This window comes from Streptomyces sp. TAA486 (assembly GCF_000426165.1).
Window position 1 is genome coordinate 340,987 of record NZ_KE384503.1, and the last position, 17,696, is coordinate 358,682.

General features: G+C 71.2%; 17 protein-coding genes. 10 read left to right on the plus strand and 7 right to left on the minus strand.

Translation table 11 applies throughout. From position 1 onward, the window contains the following. Positions 1-195: 195 nt before the first annotated feature. From I004_RS0129305 to I004_RS36890, 3 genes are read left to right on the plus strand one after another with little or no spacing between them, the layout of a single operon-like run. Positions 196-1,635, plus strand: a complete 1,440-nt coding sequence (locus I004_RS0129305; RefSeq protein WP_028438391.1) for an ATP-grasp domain-containing protein — start codon at positions 196-198, stop codon at positions 1,633-1,635. Beyond that, the gene (locus I004_RS0129310) at positions 1,632-3,644 is read left to right on the plus strand and encodes a PEP/pyruvate-binding domain-containing protein (RefSeq protein ID WP_028438392.1); all 2,013 of its coding nucleotides are present in this window, start codon (positions 1,632-1,634) and stop codon (positions 3,642-3,644) included. Before I004_RS0129305 ends, I004_RS0129310 begins: the two co-directional genes overlap by 4 nt. Beyond that, positions 3,641-5,047 carry an MFS transporter gene (locus I004_RS36890; RefSeq protein ID WP_078511905.1) on the plus strand — a complete coding sequence of 469 codons (1,407 nt, stop codon included), beginning with the start codon at positions 3,641-3,643 and terminating at the stop codon, positions 5,045-5,047. Before I004_RS0129310 ends, I004_RS36890 begins: the two co-directional genes overlap by 4 nt. A gap of 94 nt (positions 5,048-5,141) precedes the next feature. Here the strand turns inward: I004_RS36890 and I004_RS0129320 are convergent, their stop codons facing one another. Further along, positions 5,142-5,774: an HAD family hydrolase gene (locus tag I004_RS0129320; RefSeq protein ID WP_028438393.1), complete on the minus strand. Its 633-nt coding sequence runs from the start codon at positions 5,772-5,774 to the stop codon at positions 5,142-5,144. 248 nt (positions 5,775-6,022) lie between these two features. On the opposite strand from I004_RS0129320, the gene I004_RS0129325 reads away from it, so the two are divergent. Further along, positions 6,023-6,454 carry a nitroreductase family deazaflavin-dependent oxidoreductase gene (locus I004_RS0129325; RefSeq protein WP_037978242.1) on the plus strand — a complete coding sequence of 144 codons (432 nt, stop codon included), beginning with the start codon at positions 6,023-6,025 and terminating at the stop codon, positions 6,452-6,454. Between the two features lie 92 nt (positions 6,455-6,546). Beyond that, the gene (locus I004_RS36895) at positions 6,547-6,831 is read left to right on the plus strand and encodes a GNAT family N-acetyltransferase (RefSeq protein WP_486580600.1); all 285 of its coding nucleotides are present in this window, start codon (positions 6,547-6,549) and stop codon (positions 6,829-6,831) included. An 86-nt stretch (positions 6,832-6,917) separates the two neighbouring features. On the opposite strand, the gene I004_RS0129335 is transcribed toward I004_RS36895, so the two are convergent. After that, positions 6,918-7,277 (minus strand): DUF1304 domain-containing protein, encoded by a 360-nt coding sequence (locus I004_RS0129335; RefSeq protein WP_028438395.1) that lies wholly within the window; start codon positions 7,275-7,277, stop codon positions 6,918-6,920. Positions 7,278-7,382: 105 nt separating this feature from the next. Here I004_RS0129335 and I004_RS0129340 point away from each other — a divergent pair, with 105 nt between their 5' ends. Continuing rightward, entirely contained in the window at positions 7,383-7,838 is a 456-nt protein-coding gene (locus I004_RS0129340) for a winged helix-turn-helix transcriptional regulator (protein WP_028438396.1), read from the plus strand. A 62-nt stretch (positions 7,839-7,900) separates the two neighbouring features. On the opposite strand, the gene I004_RS0129345 is transcribed toward I004_RS0129340, so the two are convergent. The 3 genes from I004_RS0129345 to I004_RS0129355 all read right to left on the minus strand — a co-directional run bounded on the left by I004_RS0129345 (position 7,901) and on the right by I004_RS0129355 (position 10,333). Next, the gene (locus tag I004_RS0129345) at positions 7,901-9,004 is read right to left on the minus strand and encodes a restriction endonuclease (protein ID WP_028438397.1); all 1,104 of its coding nucleotides are present in this window, start codon (positions 9,002-9,004) and stop codon (positions 7,901-7,903) included. A gap of 164 nt (positions 9,005-9,168) precedes the next feature. Continuing rightward, a complete protein-coding gene (locus tag I004_RS0129350; RefSeq protein WP_051345571.1) occupies positions 9,169-9,666 on the minus strand; it encodes a GNAT family N-acetyltransferase in 498 nt (165 codons plus the stop codon). A gap of 217 nt (positions 9,667-9,883) precedes the next feature. Next, positions 9,884-10,333 (minus strand): MarR family transcriptional regulator, encoded by a 450-nt coding sequence (locus tag I004_RS0129355; protein ID WP_028438399.1) that lies wholly within the window; start codon positions 10,331-10,333, stop codon positions 9,884-9,886. 199 nt (positions 10,334-10,532) lie between these two features. On the opposite strand from I004_RS0129355, the gene I004_RS36900 reads away from it, so the two are divergent. Beyond that, a complete protein-coding gene (locus I004_RS36900) occupies positions 10,533-11,804 on the plus strand; it encodes an MFS transporter (protein ID WP_051345572.1) in 1,272 nt (423 codons plus the stop codon). Here I004_RS36900 and I004_RS0129365 read toward each other — a convergent pair. Together I004_RS0129365 and I004_RS36905 are read right to left on the minus strand one after the other, a co-directional pair. Further along, the gene (locus tag I004_RS0129365) at positions 11,783-12,745 is read right to left on the minus strand and encodes a GNAT family N-acetyltransferase (RefSeq protein ID WP_486580604.1); all 963 of its coding nucleotides are present in this window, start codon (positions 12,743-12,745) and stop codon (positions 11,783-11,785) included. The genes I004_RS36900 and I004_RS0129365 overlap by 22 nt on opposite strands. A gap of 4 nt (positions 12,746-12,749) precedes the next feature. Continuing rightward, complete coding sequence (locus tag I004_RS36905; RefSeq protein ID WP_051345573.1) at positions 12,750-13,145, minus strand: hypothetical protein; 396 nt, start codon at positions 13,143-13,145, stop codon at positions 12,750-12,752. 172 nt (positions 13,146-13,317) lie between these two features. Here I004_RS36905 and I004_RS0129375 point away from each other — a divergent pair, with 172 nt between their 5' ends. The 3 genes from I004_RS0129375 to I004_RS39270 all read left to right on the plus strand — a co-directional run bounded on the left by I004_RS0129375 (position 13,318) and on the right by I004_RS39270 (position 17,669). Further along, positions 13,318-14,100: a hypothetical protein gene (locus I004_RS0129375; RefSeq protein WP_028438401.1), complete on the plus strand. Its 783-nt coding sequence runs from the start codon at positions 13,318-13,320 to the stop codon at positions 14,098-14,100. Positions 14,101-14,300: 200 nt separating this feature from the next. Further along, complete coding sequence (locus tag I004_RS38725) at positions 14,301-16,160, plus strand: globin domain-containing protein (RefSeq protein WP_028438402.1); 1,860 nt, start codon at positions 14,301-14,303, stop codon at positions 16,158-16,160. 171 nt (positions 16,161-16,331) lie between these two features. After that, positions 16,332-17,669: a pyridoxamine 5'-phosphate oxidase family protein gene (locus I004_RS39270; protein ID WP_486580607.1), complete on the plus strand. Its 1,338-nt coding sequence runs from the start codon at positions 16,332-16,334 to the stop codon at positions 17,667-17,669. The last annotated feature ends 27 nt before the right edge of the window (positions 17,670-17,696 follow it).

Genomic DNA, 17,696 nt, shown 5'->3' on the forward strand with positions numbered 1-17,696 from the left:
CGCGGCACTTCCGCGATCCACAGTCTGATTCCCTTGAGTGTGCCGCCGGTTACCTGCCGTGATCTACGCGCGTTGAGCAATCCTGTGCCCCGGTCGCGGTCCGAGGGCAGGGAGGGACCGGGTCGGCGGCCGGTCAGCGGGGCCGAGCCATCGCTCTGGGCCTCGAACAGGACAAGCGATGGGAGACGAACTCCAGTGAGCACAGTGCTGTTGGTGCACGCCAAGGGTGGTCCGCCGCTCGGTCACGTCCTCTCCCGGGCGGCCGCGAGAGCGGAAGTGCATCTGCTGGCGCTCAGCGCGCTTCCGTCCGCGATCGCGGCGTCCGCCGAAGGGCTGTGCGCATCGGTCGTGACGCCCGGCGAAGCGGAGCTGGGCGACCTGGTCTCGCTGATCGTCTTGCGGGCGGAGGCAGTTGGTGCGGACGCGGTGCTCACCTTCTCCGAGTACGCCGTCGTGGCCGTCGCCGAGGCATGCGAGTCGCTCGGGCTCGCCGGGCCGGGAGACGCCGCCGCGCTCGCCCGCGACAAGCGGATGATGCGGCACACCTGGCATCGGCGCGGCCTGCCGCAGCCGGAGTTCCGCCCGGTCGCGACGCAGGCGGACCTCCACGAGGCCGCCGCCACCCTGCCCGTCCCCATGCTGCTGAAGGCGGCCTGGAGCGCGGGCTCCACCGCCCACCAGATCATCGAATCCCCGCAGGAGGCCGACGCCGCCTGGCAGCGATCGCGTGAAGTGATGACCGAATCCGCTCAGTTGGGATTCGCCGAACTCCATGTGGCCGAAGCGGACGCGCACTTCGTGGTCGAGCAGATCGTCACAGGGACCACTGAGCAGTGGTTCGACGAGCCCGGCTGGGGCGACTACGTCAGCGTCGAGGGCGTGGTGGCCGACGGCGTCTTCCACCCGGTCTGTGTCAGCGGACGGATGCCCACGGTGGAGCCGTTCACCGAACGGGCCAGCATCACCCCCGCGTTGCTCCCGGCCGACCTCCAGGACCGCGTCGTCGCCCTTGCCCGGGAGGCCGTGGACGCTCTCGGCCTGCGCGACTGCGGCACGCACACCGAGATCAAGCTCGGCGCCGGCGGGCGCATGTGGCTGATCGAGACGGCGGCCCGGTTCGGCGGCGCGATGACCGTCCCGCAGATCGAGGAGGTCTTCCGGCTCGACCTCGTCGGCATGCTCGTGGACCACCTCCTGGGCCGCCCGGTCGACTGGCCCGAGCGGGCCCTCGGCCCCGAGCAGGCGCGGGGAGCGGCGGGTTCCCTCGTCGTCCTCGCGGTGGACGGTCAGGGCGAGGCCTGGCGGGACCGCAGGGTCTGGGACTTCCCCGTGGCGAAGGAGGCCGTCGCACTGAGCGAGGGCAGCAACCTCTCGGTGGTTCCGGAGAGTTCGCTGCCCGACGGCAGCACCGTGCCGGTCTACGACCCCGTCGGCGGAGCCAACACCATGGCGGCACTGTGCCTGCTCTCCGCCGCCGACGCGCGCACCGTGCTCCGCGACTTCACGACCCTGGTGGACGCCCTGCCCGCCGTGCTGCCGCCCGCCGTGCCCGCCCCTCCCGCCGGGTCGAAGCCCGCGCCCGCCGCCCACTCCCGGGTCCGGCCGGCCACGGAGCCCGAGGGGGTCGCCGCGTGAGCACCGCCCCGCTCTCCACAGGCGCCCCGGAACCCGCCATCGACCGCACCGTTGTCGGCGAGAACCTCTCGCTGCCCCTGTTCCGCACGCTGTCCGGGGTACTGGCCGGCCACTCGTACCTCAAGGTCGTCGTCGACCGCGCCGAGGCCACCTGGCACCTGCTCGACACCGCCGCGCACCCCTTCCACGTCAACTACATCGCGACCCGCGTCCTCGGCATGGACCTCGCCGAACTCGACGCCGCTCTCGATGAGTTCAACGCCTCCGTCTACATGGACCCCGAACGCCGTTTCCTGCTCGGGGTGCTCTCCCTGCACACCGACGAGGACGCGGAGGGCCGCGAGCGCACCTTTCTCGTGCTGGAGACGACCGAAGCGGACACCATGCACGGGGAGTTGCTGGAGTACTTCCACGCCTTCGTCCGGGAGCGCGTCGACGGCAGGCTGCCTCTCCTGCTCAAGCCCGCCAACCACGGGCAGGAGGAGGAGCTGGCCGCGATCAGCGAGCAGCTGGTGCCGCGCATCCTCAGCCACGAACTCTTCGGCACCAGGAACCGGTCACCGCTCAACCTGGGGGAAGCCACGGGCCGGCTGCGCTGGTTCCGCACCGTCGAGGAGTACGAGGCGGCGGCCGGCGAACTCGGCTGGTCGGACATCGTCGCCATGCCCTGCCTGCCGGACGACGTCCAGCGCGTGGCCGGATTCGTCAACACCGCGCCCATCACCCCGCTGTCCCACACCAACGTCCTCGCCTCCGGATGGGGCATCCCGAACGCGATCGTCCGCGACCTGGAACAGCTCGTCGAGAAGGACGGCCTGGACGGCGCATGGGTCCGCTACCGGGTCCGCGAGGACGAGATCACCCTGGAGCGGCTGGCGCAGGCTCCCGAGCTGCGGGCCCCGGCCTGGCACCAGCAGCGGATCCGGCTGGAACCGCCGGGACTTGAGGACGCGCCCGTACTCTCCCTGCACCGGCTGCGCAGCGCCGACCGGGACCGCTACGGCACCAAGGCGGCCAACCTCGGCGAGCTGCACCACGTCCTCGACAGCCGGACGGCCGACCTCACAAGTTTCTACGGTCGTCCTCGCCCGCCGCGGGATGACCTGTACGGGCACCTCGCGTCACGGCTCGGCCTCGTCACGCCCTCCGCCGCCGAACTCCGCGCCGCTGCGACCTCCTTCGTGGCGGACACGGTCGAGGCCCCCGAGGGCGTGGCCCTGCCGTTCTCCCTCCAGCAGCGCTTCCTCACGTCCTCCCCGGCGCTCCAACAGGGCATCGGGAAGCTGAAGATGGCGCTCGAACTCGACGCGACCGACGTCCTCGACTCGCTCTGCCTGCAGATCCAGCAGCTGATCAGGCACACGCCGATACCCGAGCCGGTCGCCAGGGAGATCACCCGGGCCTTCCCCGACCGGCTCGCCGAGGGCGGCCGCCTCGTGGTGCGCTCCTCCTCCAACGCCGAGGACCTCCCGGGCTTCTCCGCGGCCGGCGTCTACGACTCCGTCACCACGGTCCGCGGCATCGACGAACTCCCCGACGCCGTGCGGCAGGTGTGGGCCTCCCTGCTCTCACCGCGCAGCGTGCGGCTCCGCCACCAGGTGGGCATATCCCTGGACGACACGTACATGGGCGTGATCATCCAGGTGTACGTCCCCGCTGCGCTCGGCGGCGTCCTGGTGACCTGCAACCCGACCCGGCGCGAGGACTTCCGCAACGTCTACCTCAACTGCTCGCCGGGTTCCCCCGAGCAGGTCGTCGAGGGAGCGGTCCTGCCGCAGCAGTACCTCTACAACACCGTCGAGGGCGGCGGCCGCACCGTCGCACTCGGCTCGTGGAACGAGGGGCTGTCCGCCGGCATGCGTGCCCGGCTCGCGGATCTTTCCCTGACCGGGCGGCTGTTGCAGTCCCACTTCAGCGCACCCGAGGTGGACGAGCCCCTGGACATCGAGTGGCTGCTGACCGACCAGGGCGACTTCCGCCTGGTCCAGATCCGCCCGTACGCGCTGTGAGGGCCCGCCTCCCGCGGTCGGCCGCGCGGCCGCCGGCCACGGCCCTGACCCGCACGGCCCGCCGCATCATCCGGCTCAACTACGGCTTCCAGCTGCTGTTCAACCTGCTGTGGTGGATGCCGGTCTTCTACGCCTACCAGAAGGACGCCGGGCTCTCCGACGGTCAGATCTTCGGCATCCAGAGCATCTACTACGTGGCCTTCTGCCTCTTCGAAATCCCGACGGGTCTGATCGCCGACCGCATCGGCGCCCGCAACTGCCTGCGGGCAGGCGCCGTCGTGATGACGGCGGCGAATCTCGCCCCGGTGTTCAGCGCCTCGTACAGCGGGTTCCTCGTCCACTTCCTCGCCATCGCCGCGGGGCGCTCCCTCACCTCGGGGGCTGCCAGCGCCTACCTGTACGACGGGCTGCGCGCCGAGCGGTGCGATGAGCACTACCTGAAGGCGGAGGGCACGGCCCGGGCGCTCGGACTCGCCGCGAAGGTTGTGTGCTGGCCACTGGTCGGGCCGCTGATGGCGGTCGCCCATCCTGCGCCGTACGTCCTGAGCGCCGTGAGCGCGGCGGGATCCCTGGCCTGCGTCGTGGCTCTGCCCCGATTGGCGGCCCCCGCCGGGGCGGACGGCAGGACCTCGTCCGGCGCGACGAGGAAGGCATCCCGGGCCGCGAACAGCGGCCGCGGGCGCGCCACTTCGCTGGGCGACGCGAAGGCCGCGCTGCGCAGCATCGCCTCCTCGCCGTGGCTGGCACTCGTGATGGTGCAGGGCGTGGCCGTCTTCACGCTGTCCCGGATCTGCCAGGTCAACCTCTTCCAGCCGATCCTGCTGGACCACGGCATCGGAGAGGCTTCGCACGGCGGGGTGCTCGCCGCGATGACGGTGGCGGAGGCCATCGGCTCGGCGCGCCCCCAGTGGCTGGGCCGCCGCCTGACACCGGTGGCCTGGGTCTCCGTTCTCAGCCTCGCCCTCGCGGGCACCCTGGCGGGCATCACCCTCGGCGGTCCCTGGACGGTCGTCGCCCTGCTCTGCCTGTTCGCCGCCGCCACCGGCTTCGCCTACCCGATCCAGCGCAAGCTGGTCAACGACGCCGTGCCCGCCCACGCCCCGAGGGCGACGATCCTGTCGGTCGAGTCGATCGTGGACCGCGCAGTGTGCGCACTGGCGGCCGTCGCCGTCGGCGCCTACCTGTCCGCCGGACACCTGGACGCCCTGCTCTGGCACAGCGCCCTGGCGACCGCCGTGCTGCTCGGCGCCTTCCAACTGGTCCTGCGCAGCGGGGTGTTGCGGCGCGCTTCCGACGGGAGCGAGGAGGCGGGCGTCGGCCGGGAGAAGGCCGACCGGGCCGGTCCGGGCGCGGCCGGGGCGGAGCACTCGAAAGAGGACGCACACCCCAAGGCCGGCGTGTAGGACGGGCACACGCCCGCCCCCTCGGAGAGGGAGCGGGCGTGTGGGAGGCACGACGGCGCTTGCAGGCTGCGGCCGTGGTCGAGGCCCGCGGGCGTCAGGATCCGTGCGCCAGGTGTTCGATCACGCGGGCGGGGAGATACGCGGGCCGGGAGGGCTGCCCGGTCTGGTACGCCACGTAGCCGAGGGAGGCGGCGACATCTGTCTCCTCCGCGGTCTCGGCCTCGTAGACGAGGCGGCAGCCGTTCGCGTCCGCCTTGGCACGCTCCCAGAGGGCGGGCGCCGGCTTGCGCTCCGCCTCGGTGCGCGGGGTGAGGATCCGGTCGTCGAAGTCCTTCCAGGCGAAGGGAGTCGACCCCTTCCAGGTCTTGTCGACCTCCTTCTTCAGGGCCGCCGCACGCTCGGCGTCCGTCTCGCCCCAGGAGGACGGCACGTTGGTGATCAGCCCGACCTCGATGTCCCGCTCCCGCAGTTCGCGCAGATAGGCGGCCGCTCCGGGCATGTAGCTGGTGCTGGAGTCCTCGGCCGTGTGCACCAGGGTCTCGCCGAGATCGAACCAGACGACGGCGCAGCCGTGCGCGGCGTCCGCACGCGCCCCGGCCGGAGCGTCATGCGACATCCCCGCGGGTACGGCCGCGCTCGCCGTGGTGCTCAGCGAAATGGACGCCACTGCGGCACCCAGGAAGGCGAGGCTCGTGCGGAGTAAGCCGCGGGAGGCGGATCTGTTCATGGCGTTCGGCGCCTTTCTTCTCGACGCATCCCACGGACGCGTCCATGTCCGGTGCATGACACGCCTGGCCGCCTGGAACGCCCACGCGGTCCCTCGCGTGCCCGGAAGAACGTTCTTCCTGCCACCGCTCCCTTCCGCCATACCCCTGAACAACACACACCACTCGGCTCCCGTGGATCTCGGCAAGTCCTGGCGACAGCCTCCGGCCCGGCGGGAATGAGAGCGGCTCGAGGCGCGTTGCCACAGCCATGTCTGATGAGACCGTGGAGTTCCTCCCCGTCGACTGGGTGCGGGACCAGACGCGGAAGATCCTTGAGGCCGGTACCACCGAGGGCATCGAGATCCGCGGTGCGCCGATCGTGCTGCTGACCCTTCGCGGCGCGAAGAGCGGCAAGCTGCGCTACACCCCCGTGATGCGGGTGGAGCACGACGGCAAGTACGCGGTCGTGGCGTCCAAGGGCGGCGCTCCTGAACACCCCGGCTGGTACTACAACATCAAGGAGCATCCCGAGTTCCCGCTGCAGGACGGGACCGTGACGAAGGACTACGTCGCACACGAGGCGGCGGGGGCCGAGCGGGCCGAGTGGTGGCAGCGAGCCGTCGCGGCCTTCCCGTCGTACGCCGAGTACCAGCAGACGACCGACAGGCAGATCCCGGTCTTCGTGCTCGAGCCGACGTGACCGGTCGTCCGGCCGCGCCGCGCGTGAAGCGCCGGTCTGGCGTGAGCTGTTGAGCGAGGCCGTAGGCGGTGCCCGCCTCGTGGGGTGCTCCTGTGCGAGGCCGCCGACGCCTGTTCCGGCCGCCCAGCGCGGGAATCCTCGAGACCGGGTACGGCATCGTGGCCTCCCGTCGCGGCCGAGGCCATGCACCTGAAGCCGAGCCGGCCCTCGCCGGGTTCGCCCTTGCGGCGCCCGGCGTCCACACCGTGTTCGCCGACGTGGAGCTGTCGAACCCGGCCTCCGTCCGTGTGCCGGAGAAGGCCGGCATCCGCAGATGGATCACCGAGGAGAACAAGTCCCGCTTCAGGATGACGAATTCGGAACTCCAAGAGAGGTGACCCGGCGGGGCCGGCGGCTTGCTGTCGGCCCCGTGCTGGCCCGCGAACTGCGCACCGGAGAAGGGGAGATGGGACCGCCGCCGCCTTCAGGAGGCGAGTGCGAGGGCGAGGGCCGCGGCGGCGGGGAGGGCCTGCACGTAGAGGATGCGTCGGCTGACGCTCAGCGCGCCGTAGAGGCCCGCGGCGATGACGCAGCACAGGAAGAAGATTCGCGCCTGGGGGCCGGTCGGCTCCTGCGCGACGAGGCCCCAGATCAGCCCCGCGGCAAGGAAGCCGTTATAGAGGCCCTGGTTGGCCGCCAGCGACGCCGACTGCTCGGCGAACTCCGGCGTGGTCCCGAAGACGGCCCGGCCGCGCGGTGTGCGCCACAGGAACATCTCCAGTATTAGAAAGCCCAGGTGGAGAAGGGCGACAAGGGCGGTGAGCGCGAGCGCGGCGGTGTGCACGAAGTCCTCCGGGAAACAGGTGAGTTGGAATTGGCAACCAACTGGTCGGGTGGACCCTAGCACGGAGGTTTGATTTACCAACCATGTGCCTGGTTGGATTGCCGCATGGTGAGGAGAGAGGTGAATCCGCGGGAGTGCTCGCTGGCTTCGGCGCTGAACGTCGTCGGCGAGAAGTGGTCGCTGCTGGCTCTGCGCGAGGTGTTCTACGGCGTGCACCGCTTCGACGGCATCGTCCGCAACACCGGTGCTCCCCGCGACGTGCTCGCCACTCGGCTGCGCACGCTCGTCGACGGCGGGGTGCTGCGGAAAGTCCGGTACTCGGAGCGTCCGCCGCGCGACGAATACCACCTCACCGAGGCCGGCCGGGAGCTCGCCCCGGCCATGCTCGGCCTCATGCGCTGGGGCATGCGGTGGGTGCCCGGCGCCCCGGTGGGCCCGACGGTCTTCACCCACAGCTGCGGCGGGCAGTTGGACGCCGGGATCGTGTGCACGTCCTGCGGGGAGAGGACCGGCTCGGGGGACGTCGCTCTGCCGGACACCGGTACGGCAGAGGGGACTTGAGCCGGGCCTGTGCCTGAGTCCCGAACGGCGGCGTGACTCGGGGGCGCGGGTCTCCGGCCCGCTCACTCCAGCACGCGCAGCTTCGCGCCGTTGTTCCACGCTTCCAGCAGACCGCGGTGGACGGCGGTCACCTCGTCGCGCGCGGCCATCAGCAGGGCGTCCCGGGTGAAGGGTGCCGTGGCGACGAGCAGAGCGACGTCGGCCTCGTACTCGGCCCTGGCCATGCCGATGAACCCCCGGACATCGGCGCACCCGATGTTCGACGAGGGTGTGCGCGCCTTGCACTGGACGACGAGGCGGCGCCCGTCGGCCGTGCGGCCGAGCACGTCGGCACCGGCGCCCCCGTGCCCGCCGGTGACGGTGACCTGTTCGCAGCCGTCCCGCCGGCACAGCCAGGCGATGTGCCGCTTGAACTCCCGGCCGTCCATGGCGTCCAGCGCCGCCATGGAACCCGCCGCCTCGTGCTCGCGCAGGACTCGCCGCAGCTGCACCATCTCCGCTTCGTTCTCCGCGAGTTGCAGGCGCAGCTCACGCTGGGACTCGATCGCCTGGTTCAGGAGGGGCACGATGGTCCGGCCGAGGACGCCGCGCACGGTCTCCTCCGCCAGCTGCCTCACCCGCGTCTCGTCGACCGCGGGCCCCTGCAGCGGCTGCTCGGCTACGGTCTGTGCGATGCGCCGGTCGAGCCAGGCGATGAGGCTGTGGACAACGGAATCGTCCACGTGCGAAGGCCCGGGCAGTGCCGTCGACGCGGCGCGGTGGGCGTGTTCGGCGTCGAGCAGATAGGTACGGATCCGCCGCGCGACCTCGCTGTCGCGGAGCAGCATCGCGATGTTGAGAACGGCTCGGCGGGTGAAGAGAGCGAGGCTGGAGCGGGGCTGTGGATAACTCTCAGGAAAGAGAGACAAGGTGTCTCTCTTGAAAAGCTCCAGCTCAGGGCCTCGCAGCGTACGCATGCCGTTGTCGGTCAGTTCGTCGCGGTGCCGCTGCATCAGCCTGTTGACGGTGCGTTCGCCGACGTCGAAGTAGTCGGCCACCATCCGCGTTGTCACATGCAGACCGTCCGGCAGAAGCGAGAGAACCCTGACCTTGTCGAGTACTTCGGTTCGTTCCGCGACGGACGCGCGCAGCGTCCGCGATTCCAGCAGTGCGCCCTCGTGCACCATGTGACCCCTCCCTTCCGGGCGGACCCGGACATGGATGGGCATCCCTGCTGATCCCCACCCCTACCGGGGTCAACGAGGCCCGCAATGTGAAGACACGCTCGAATTGCGATCGTTCTTGCGATTCGAACCGAACATGAGCGGAGCACGCCTGGCCGTCGCGACGGTCAGAGCTGCATCTTGAAGCCCAGGTGGGACGCCTCGAAGCCGAGCCGTTCGTAGAAGCGGTGGGCCTCGATGCGGGTGGCGTCGGAGGTGAGCTGGACGAGGGCGCAGCCCTGGCGGCGGGCCTCCTCGATGGCCCACTGGATCAGCCTGGAGCCGAGGCCGTCGCCGCGCGCGTCCGCGTGTACGCGGACCCCTTCGATGAGGGCGCGGGTCGTACCCCGCCTGGACAGGCCCGGAATGAGGGTGAGTTGGAGGGTGCCGACGGGGTGCCCGTCGCGCTCCGCGACGACGAGGTGCTGGTGCGGGTCCGCGTCGATGCGGTCGAACGCCTCGCGGTAGACGGCCGTCTCGTCGGGACTCTCGCGCTGGGCGCCGAGGGGGTCGTCGGCGAGCATGGACACGAGGGCCGGTACGTCGTCGGCTGTCGCTCGCCGCATGGTGACCGGCTCCGGTGCCGGTGCCGGTGACGACGGCGTGGAGGGGGTCCCGGTGCTCATGATCGCAGCTTACGCCCCGGTATTGGCCAGAGGTTGGACTCGGTGGGAAAGTGCGCAACCGCGTACGTGTGCGGGGTCTGGGGTGATGACGCCGGTTTTCGCGGCGAACTCGCCCTCACCGCACGCTACTTACCGGCCGTGTGCTTCTTCCCGGCCCGGGCCTCTTGCGTGCCGGGCTCTCCGTGCTCACCGGCGTCCGTCCCCGGCGGGCCGCTCGTCACGTCGCCGGCCGAAGTGCCCGTACGGCCCGTACGAGGGGCGCCAGTTCGCTGCGTTCCTCCGCCGCGTCGAGGGCTTCGCGCAGGGCGGCGTCGTTCGTGGGCCGCGCCGACTTGAGCAGGGCGTGGCCCGCCTCTGTGACGTCGGTGTAGATGCCGCGGCGGTCGTCGGGACAGAGGTACCGGGTGAGCAGGCCGCGCTCCTCGAGCCTGTTGACGAGCCGGGTCGTGGCGCTCTGACTGAGGACGACGGCGTCCGCGAGCTGGTTCATGCGGAAGTGGCCGCCCTCGCCTCCGTGTTGCTCGCTGAGCACGTCGAGGACGGAGAACTCCCGGACGCTCAGCGCGTGTTCGGCCTGAAGCGCGCGCTCGATGCGGGCCTCGATGCGGCCATGCAGTGCGGACAGTGCGCACCAGCCCTGGGCCAGGCCGGGGTCCGGTCGTGACATGGCTCCTCTGCTTCCTCTGCGGGACGGGCGTGCGGGGCGGGAGGGCGGTCGCCTCGGGGCGGCGTCCCGTTCCATGGGCCGCCTCCGGTGGCCCAGGATAGTCCACTCGCAAAATAGCCCGCGCTTGCAAATAGTCAGCGTCTGCAATTATTGTCTACGCCGGTTAACGACGTACGCATGCAACTGTGAAGGGCTCACCATGCCGCTCGCTCTACTGGCGCTGGCCCTCGGCGCCTTCGGAATCGGGACCACCGAGTTCGTGATCATGGGGTTGCTTCCCGAGGTCGCGGACGACTTCGGGGTCTCCGTCCCCACGGCCGGTTACCTCACCACTGGCTACGCCCTCGGCGTCGTCGTCGGCGCTCCGCTGCTCGCGGTGCTCGGTGCCCGCGTCCCGCGCAAGCGGATGCTGATGCTGCTGATGGGCCTCTTCATCGTCGGCAACGTGGTCTCGGCCGCGGCCCCCGTCTTCGGCGTGATGCTCACCGGCCGCGTCATCGCGTCGCTCGCCCACGGCACCTTCTTCGGGATCGGGTCGATCGTCGCGGCGGGCCTGGTGGCACCGCAGCGCAAGGCCGCCGCGATCTCGATGATGTTCACGGGGCTGACGGTCGCCAACGTGGTGGGCGTTCCGGCGGGCACGATGCTGGGCCAGGAGCTGGGCTGGCGCGTCACGTTCGCCGCGGTCGCCGGGCTGGGAGTGCTCGGGCTGCTGGGCATCGCTGCCCTCGTACCCGCCGGGCGGGCAGGAGGCCCGGACGGTGCGACTCACCCCGCGGGCGGCTCCCGCGTACGCGGCGAGCTGGCGGCCTTCCGCAACGTGCAGGTGCTGCTCGCCATGGGGATGACGGTCCTCGGCTTCGGCGGGGTCTTCGCCGCCATCACCTACATCGCGCCGATGATGACGGATGCCGCCGGCTACGGGAGTGCGTCCGTCACATGGCTTCTCGTGCTCTTCGGACTCGGCATGGTGGCGGGCAACCTCGTCGGCGGACGGCTCGCGGACCGCGCGCTGATGCCGCTGCTCTTCACTGCGCTGTCGGCGCTCGCCGTCGTCCTGGCGCTCTTCGTCTTCACGGCCCACGACAAGGTGGCCGCGGCGGTGACGCTCCCGCTGGTCGGCGCGTTCGGCTTCGCGACCGTTCCGCCGCTGCAGAAGAGGGTGCTCGACCAGACCGCGGACGCCCCCACCTTGGCCTCCGCCGTCAACATCGGCGCCTTCAATCTGGGCAACGCGCTCGCGGCCTGGCTCGGCGGTCTCGTCCTGGACGCGGGAGCCGGAGTCACCTCGCCGAACTGGGTGGGTGCGCTGCTCGCCGCGTCGGCTCTCGCGCTGGCAGTGCTGTCGGCGCTGCTCGAACGCCGCGCTGCCGCCGTTCCGGCTCCTTCAACTTCCCCTTCACCGCGAGTCGTTGCGACGGGTGGCGCACGGCACCGGGCCCGTGTCGTTCAGCCGAGCGCGACGGAGTAGGGCGCGAAGCGGCGGGAGGCGTCCCCCAGGAGGCCGGAGCGCGAGCCGAGGGTCATGAGGGTGCAGAGGCAGCCGCCCTCGAGGCCCCGGCGGCGCGCCCACGTCTCCAGGCCCTCGTGCCGGGCGTCGATGTCGAGGCGGATGTCCCCCGCGGTGTGTTCGCCCAGGTCGCGGACGAGGGCCTGGGCGGTCGCCGTGTCCCGGGCGACGACGGGTCCGACGACGGTGCCGCCGGGGCCGTTCGGCCAGGCGGCCGCGAAACCGCGGACCGATCCGTCGCCCCCGTCCGCCACGACGAGGCGGTCCGCGAACCCGGGGAGCCGGTCCAGGAGATGGCCGCGGTCGGCCCCGAAGGCGTCAGCGTCGAGCGCGCGTACGGCGGACAGGTCCGATGCTGTCGCGGGACGTACGTACGGGGCGGGGCCGTCGGCCGCGTCGGACTGTCCGTCGGCGGGGAGCAATCTGCCCCTGAGCGAGGTGACGGTGCCTGCCGCACGGAAGCCGAGCCGCTCATAGAGGGGCCTGCCGTTGTCGGTCGCGTACAGGAAGAGAAGGGCGTCGCCCGCTTCGGCGACGGCGTGTTCCATCAGCCGGCGGCCCAGGCCCTGCCGTTCGCAGCGTTCCGCGACGAGCATCATGCCGACGCACGCCGCGCCCGCACCGGGGTCGAGGTCCGGACCCGGACCTGTCGTGGCCAGGGCGCCGTACGAGGTGAGGACGCAGGCGCCGATCAAGGTTCCGGGGCGGTCGGGCGCCTCGACGCCGTACCCCCGGCCCGATGTGAGCAGCAGCCGCCACTTGTGTTCCTCGCGCCCCCATCCCCGGCTCTGCGCGAGGTCGGAACAGGCTGCGAGGTCGGCGCTACCGAGGCGGCGGACGGGAAGATCCCGGAGCCTGTTTCCGAGGGAGCGGGGCAGCGATGGCCCAGGAGTCGTCGTCACGTACTCAGGCTGGCTGACGGGACCTCCGCCCGGCGACAGGTTTTCCCGCCGCCGCCTCGTCCGCGCCGGGCTCGAAGGCGAAGACGGTCAGGCCGGTCGCGGCCAGCGTCAGCCAGAACTTCACCCAGACCCAGCGGTGCCTGGCGAGCCCCCACGACGTCCCCAGCGAGAGCACGAGTCCGGTGCCCAGGGAGATCAGCGCGACGGGCACGAGCAGCCAGTCGGCGAAGAGCTTCATGGCGATGGACGAGGGTCCGGCGACGGCATCCCGATCGCGGACTCCGGCGATCGCGAGGGCCAGCAGGCACAGCGAGACGCCGAGCCAGCCGACCGAGACGGTGACGTGCGCGACGAGGAAGGCTCTGCGTGCGGGGCGCGGCAGGCGCGGTAGCTGAGGCATGCTCACACGGTGACGGGCGGGCGCGGGTCGCCGCGTCTGACGGCGGGAGTACTTCGCCCTACTCGGTCCCGAGTACGCAGACCTCCGGCCCGGCACCGGGCCGGCCGGTCGTCGGAGGGGGCGGGTCGAACCGGGGCCGGCGGGCGCCGGGGTCCGCACTACGATCGGGTGCATGGCCTCTTCGCTCTCCCGTTCGTCGGGGCGTCCGCCCAGGCTTCATCTCTTCGATCTCGACGGGACGTTGATCCACGGTTCTTCGGCGGCGGTGGAGATTTCGCATCAGCTCGGCCTGGACGCGGAGATCCGTGAGCTGGAACTGGCCTTCGCGGCAGGGGGAATGACTCCGCCGGATTTCGCGACCCGGGCGTGCGCACTGTGGTCGGAACTGACGGAGGATCACATATCCGCGGCCTTCATGGGCGCCCCGTGGCTTTCGGGAATTCGTGAAGTGTGGGCGGAGATCCGCGAGCGTGGCGAGCGCTCCGCGGTGATATCACTGTCGCCGGATTTCTTCGTCAGCCGGCTGCTTCTCCAGGCTCCGCCTGCGCGTCCTTCCCCGCCTTTGCCCACACCGGGGCGCGGTCCGTCCGGCACCGTCCGCACCACTGGGACGGGCTCCGCTACGGAGGACGCCGGAGGCGATACCGGCGGGGGCGCTGACGCCACGTACGGCTCCCGCTGGCCCACCGTCCCCTTCCGTCAACAACCGGATCCGACGGGGATTCTCTCAGCGGAGGCGAAGGTACGGATAGCGGACGAACTCTGCGCGCAATTCGGTGTATCGAGAAACGAATGCGTCGCGTACGGCGATTCGAGGTCGGACGCGGCTCTGTTCGCCGCAGTGCCGGTTTCGGTGGCCGTGAATGCCGACGGCCACGTCAGGGGTCTCGCCACGGCTGATTACGAAGGGAAAGATCTTCGCGAAGCCTACGGACTTGTCCGCAAGAGTCCGTAATTCCCCGCGAGTGGTCCACGTCACGTAATTCGCCCCCCGCACGGAGGGGACTTGTGTGGCGAAGTGATAACGGTATGGTCGAGTCCGCATCGCGCGGTGCGACGCCATTCCGCGGTCGGTGTCAGGGGGCGGTACCACCAGAACGCGTTCCGAATGCGTGCTGCGCAGATTCTTCGTACGAGTTCGAGGCGAGGCAGACCATGACGACCAAATCGGCCGGAAACGGTCCGTCCGCGGGGGACGGCAGAAGAGACAACGACAGCGGCTGGGGATGGTTCACCCGCTCACGGCGTGCGACCGGAACGACAACGTCCAGTGAGGACGAGCAGCAGAACCAGCAGAACCAGCAGCAAGAGAACGGGCAGAGGCAGCCGGACCGGCAGAACGAGCAGAGCAGGGACGCCCACCGCCCGGCGGACGACGGAGCGGATTGGCCCGCCCGGCCACTGAGCCCCGTCGTCGACGGCGCCGGCGCCGGACGCGCGCGCTGGGCCGAGACGCCGGAAGAGGCCGCGATGCCGGTGCCGGCACCGCCGGACCCGTATGCCGGCGGCACCCCGGACGGCTCCGGCCAGTCAGAGCGCGGAGCACCGGCACCCGGCGCGTGGTACGGCGGCGGCCCGGAAGCACCGCGTGAACACCCGGCACCCGCCCAGTACGGCGGCAACGGTGCCGCGCCCCAGGCGGCCGCGCCTCAGGCCGAGCCCCGGACACAGTCCCGGCCCGCGTCCCAGGCTCCGACCCCGCCCCAGGCACGGCCCGCCCCCCAGGCTCCGCCACCGATGCCCGACCGGCCGCCGTCCGTGTCCCCGCCGCAGGCCGAGAGACAGCCGCAGCCCCGAAGTGCCCCTTACGGGGACGAGCCGGCCGCGGCTGCGCCGCCGGCGCAGCCGCCCGCGCAGACGGCCGGGCCCGACGACGGCGAGCTGATCCGCCGGACGCTCGACGAGGTCGAGCCCAGGGCCGACGCGGCCACCGCGTACTTCTACGCGCTGCTCTTCGTCCAGCAGCCCCAACTGCGCGAGCTCTTCCCCGCGTCCATGGACTCCCAGCGCGACCGCCTCTTCAAGGCGCTGCTCACCGCCGTGCGGCTGTCCGACGAAGCGGACGCGCTCTCCGAGTACTTGTCGGGTCTGGGCCGTGGCCACCGCAAGTACGGAACGCTGCCCGACCACTACCCGGCCGTCGGCGAGTGCCTGCTGGGCGCGCTCGCCCAGTACGCGCCCAAGACCTGGAGCCCGGAGACCGAGCAGGCCTGGGTCCGCGCGTACACGACGATCTCGCAGGTCATGATCGATGCCGCCGCCGAGGACGCGGAGCGTGCCCCGGCCTGGTGGAACGCCGAGGTCGTCTCGCACGAGCTGCGCACGTCGGAGATCGCTGTGATCACGGTTCGTCCGGACCAGCCGTACTCCTTCCTTGCGGGCCAGTACACGAGCGTCGAGACGCCGTGGTGGCCACGGGTCTGGAGGCACTACTCCTTCGCGTCCTCGCCGCGCTCCGACGGGTTGCTCACCTTCCATGTGAAGGCCGTCCCCACGGGATGGGTCTCCAGCGCGCTCGTGAACCGGGCCCGCCCGGGCGACGTGCTGCGGCTGGGTCCGCCCGCAGGAAGCATGACCGTGGACCACGCCACCGACAGCGGGATGCTCTGCGTCGGGGGCGGCACGGGGATAGCTCCCATCAGGGCGCTGGTGGAGGATGTCGTGGAGCACGGCCGTTCACGACCGGTCGAGGTCTTCTACGGTGCGCGCAGCGACCACGATCTCTACGACCTGGACACCATGATGCGGCTGGAGCGCGAGCACCGCTGGCTCTCCGTGCGTCCCGTTGTCGCCAGCCCTCCGGGGTCGGCGTTCGCGAACGCCCTGGCGGGGCAACTCCCGGACGCCGTACGGCAGTACGGTCCGTGGTCCGCGTACGACGGCTATCTCTCGGGCCCGGCCGGCATGATCCGCAGCGGTGTCGACGCGCTGGTGGCCTCGGGTGTTCCCGCCGAACGCATACGGCACGACTCGCTGGCGGAGCTGATCCTCAGCGGTGAACGGACACCCGGATGAGTTCGCGACGCGGACCTGGCATCCGGAGAACCACGCGCGGGACGGAGACCGCCGATCGGCGCCTCACCGTCACGCGCTCCGCGCGCGGGCGTAACGCGAACGGCGAGGCCCAGCGCACTAGAACGAGAACGCGAGCGAGTGCAGGAAAGTGGAAGGGGAGGGGTCAGCGCCGTGGCTGAGGCGGAGGAGCCACGTCCGTGGGTCGGGCAGGACTCACGGACGCGGCACGAGCACGGGCGCGAGCCCGAACACGACAGGGCGGCAGCCGAGAGGACGCGGCACCGTCCGGGCAGTGACGGGGAGCGGCTGCTGCAGCGCCGGCTCGGCACGTCCGACCGCGCGGAGCGCTTCTACGACGAGCAGGTGCTCGACCATCTCAACGAAAGGATGCGGGAGTTCGTGCAGCGTCAGGAGATGTTCTTCCTGGCCACCGCGGACGCGTCCGGCGAGTGCGACAGCAGCTTCCGCGCAGGTCCCACCGGTTTCCTCCAGGTGCTGGGTGAACGCACCCTGGCCTACCCGGAGTACCGCGGCAACGGCGTGAACGCCAGCCTCGGCAACATCCAGGAGAATCCCCACCTGGGCATCATGCTGATCGACTTCACCCGGGCGCGCATCGGTCTGCACATCAACGGCCGCGCCAGCATCGTCGAGGACGAGGAACTGCGCGCCTCCTACCCGCACTTGGCCGACGACCCCGTGCCCGGCCGGCGGGCACAGCTGTGGGTGCACGTGGAGGTCGAAGAGGCCTACATCCACTGCGCGAAGCACATACCGCAGATGCAGAAGGCGCAGCGGCGCACCGCCCGCGACTGGGGCACCGACGACTACAAGCGCAAGGGCGGCGACTTCTTCGGCACGGCGCGCGACGCACGTGAGCGCGTCGCCCTGGACGAGGGTGGCGCCCGCGAGCACGCCCGCCGCGAGGAGCCTTCCGCGCCGGGAGAGCAGGAGCCCGTGGAGGGGTCCGGGGCCGCTTCCTCGCTCTCCGTCCCCTCTCCTTCTTCCTCTTCCTACTCGCCCTCGTCGTCCGCGTCGTCTTCGGCCTCCTCCTCGTCCCCGTACGACGAACTGCCGGGATTCGCGCGGGAGGAGGCCCATGCCGACGCGGCGTCCGCCTCCCCTTCGCGCGAGGCCGGGAACGTGCTGGCGGTCGACGCGGACCCGCGTGAATCCAAAGTGGCCGAGCAGCGCTTCTCCTTCAGGTCCCGCGGTGTTCCGGAGCAGCGGCGCTCCCCGGACCTGGAGTCGCCCGAGGTCGCTCCGCCGGCATCACCGTCGGTCTCGGCCTCCGCCTCGGCATCCGCCAACTCCCGTGAACAGACCGGCTCGACAGCGATGGACGGGGCCTCCGGTGCGCTCGCTGCCCGCGGGGCGCCGTCCGCGGGCTTCCGCATGACCGGTTCCGATCCCCACGCGTGGCGTCAGGAGGCCGAGCGTGCGCTGGCCGAGGCGCAGCGGCGCGGTGCCGTGAGCGGGTCCGGCTCGTTCCAAAGCTGGTTCGGCTGACGGGGCCGGAAGCAACGCGGTCTTCCC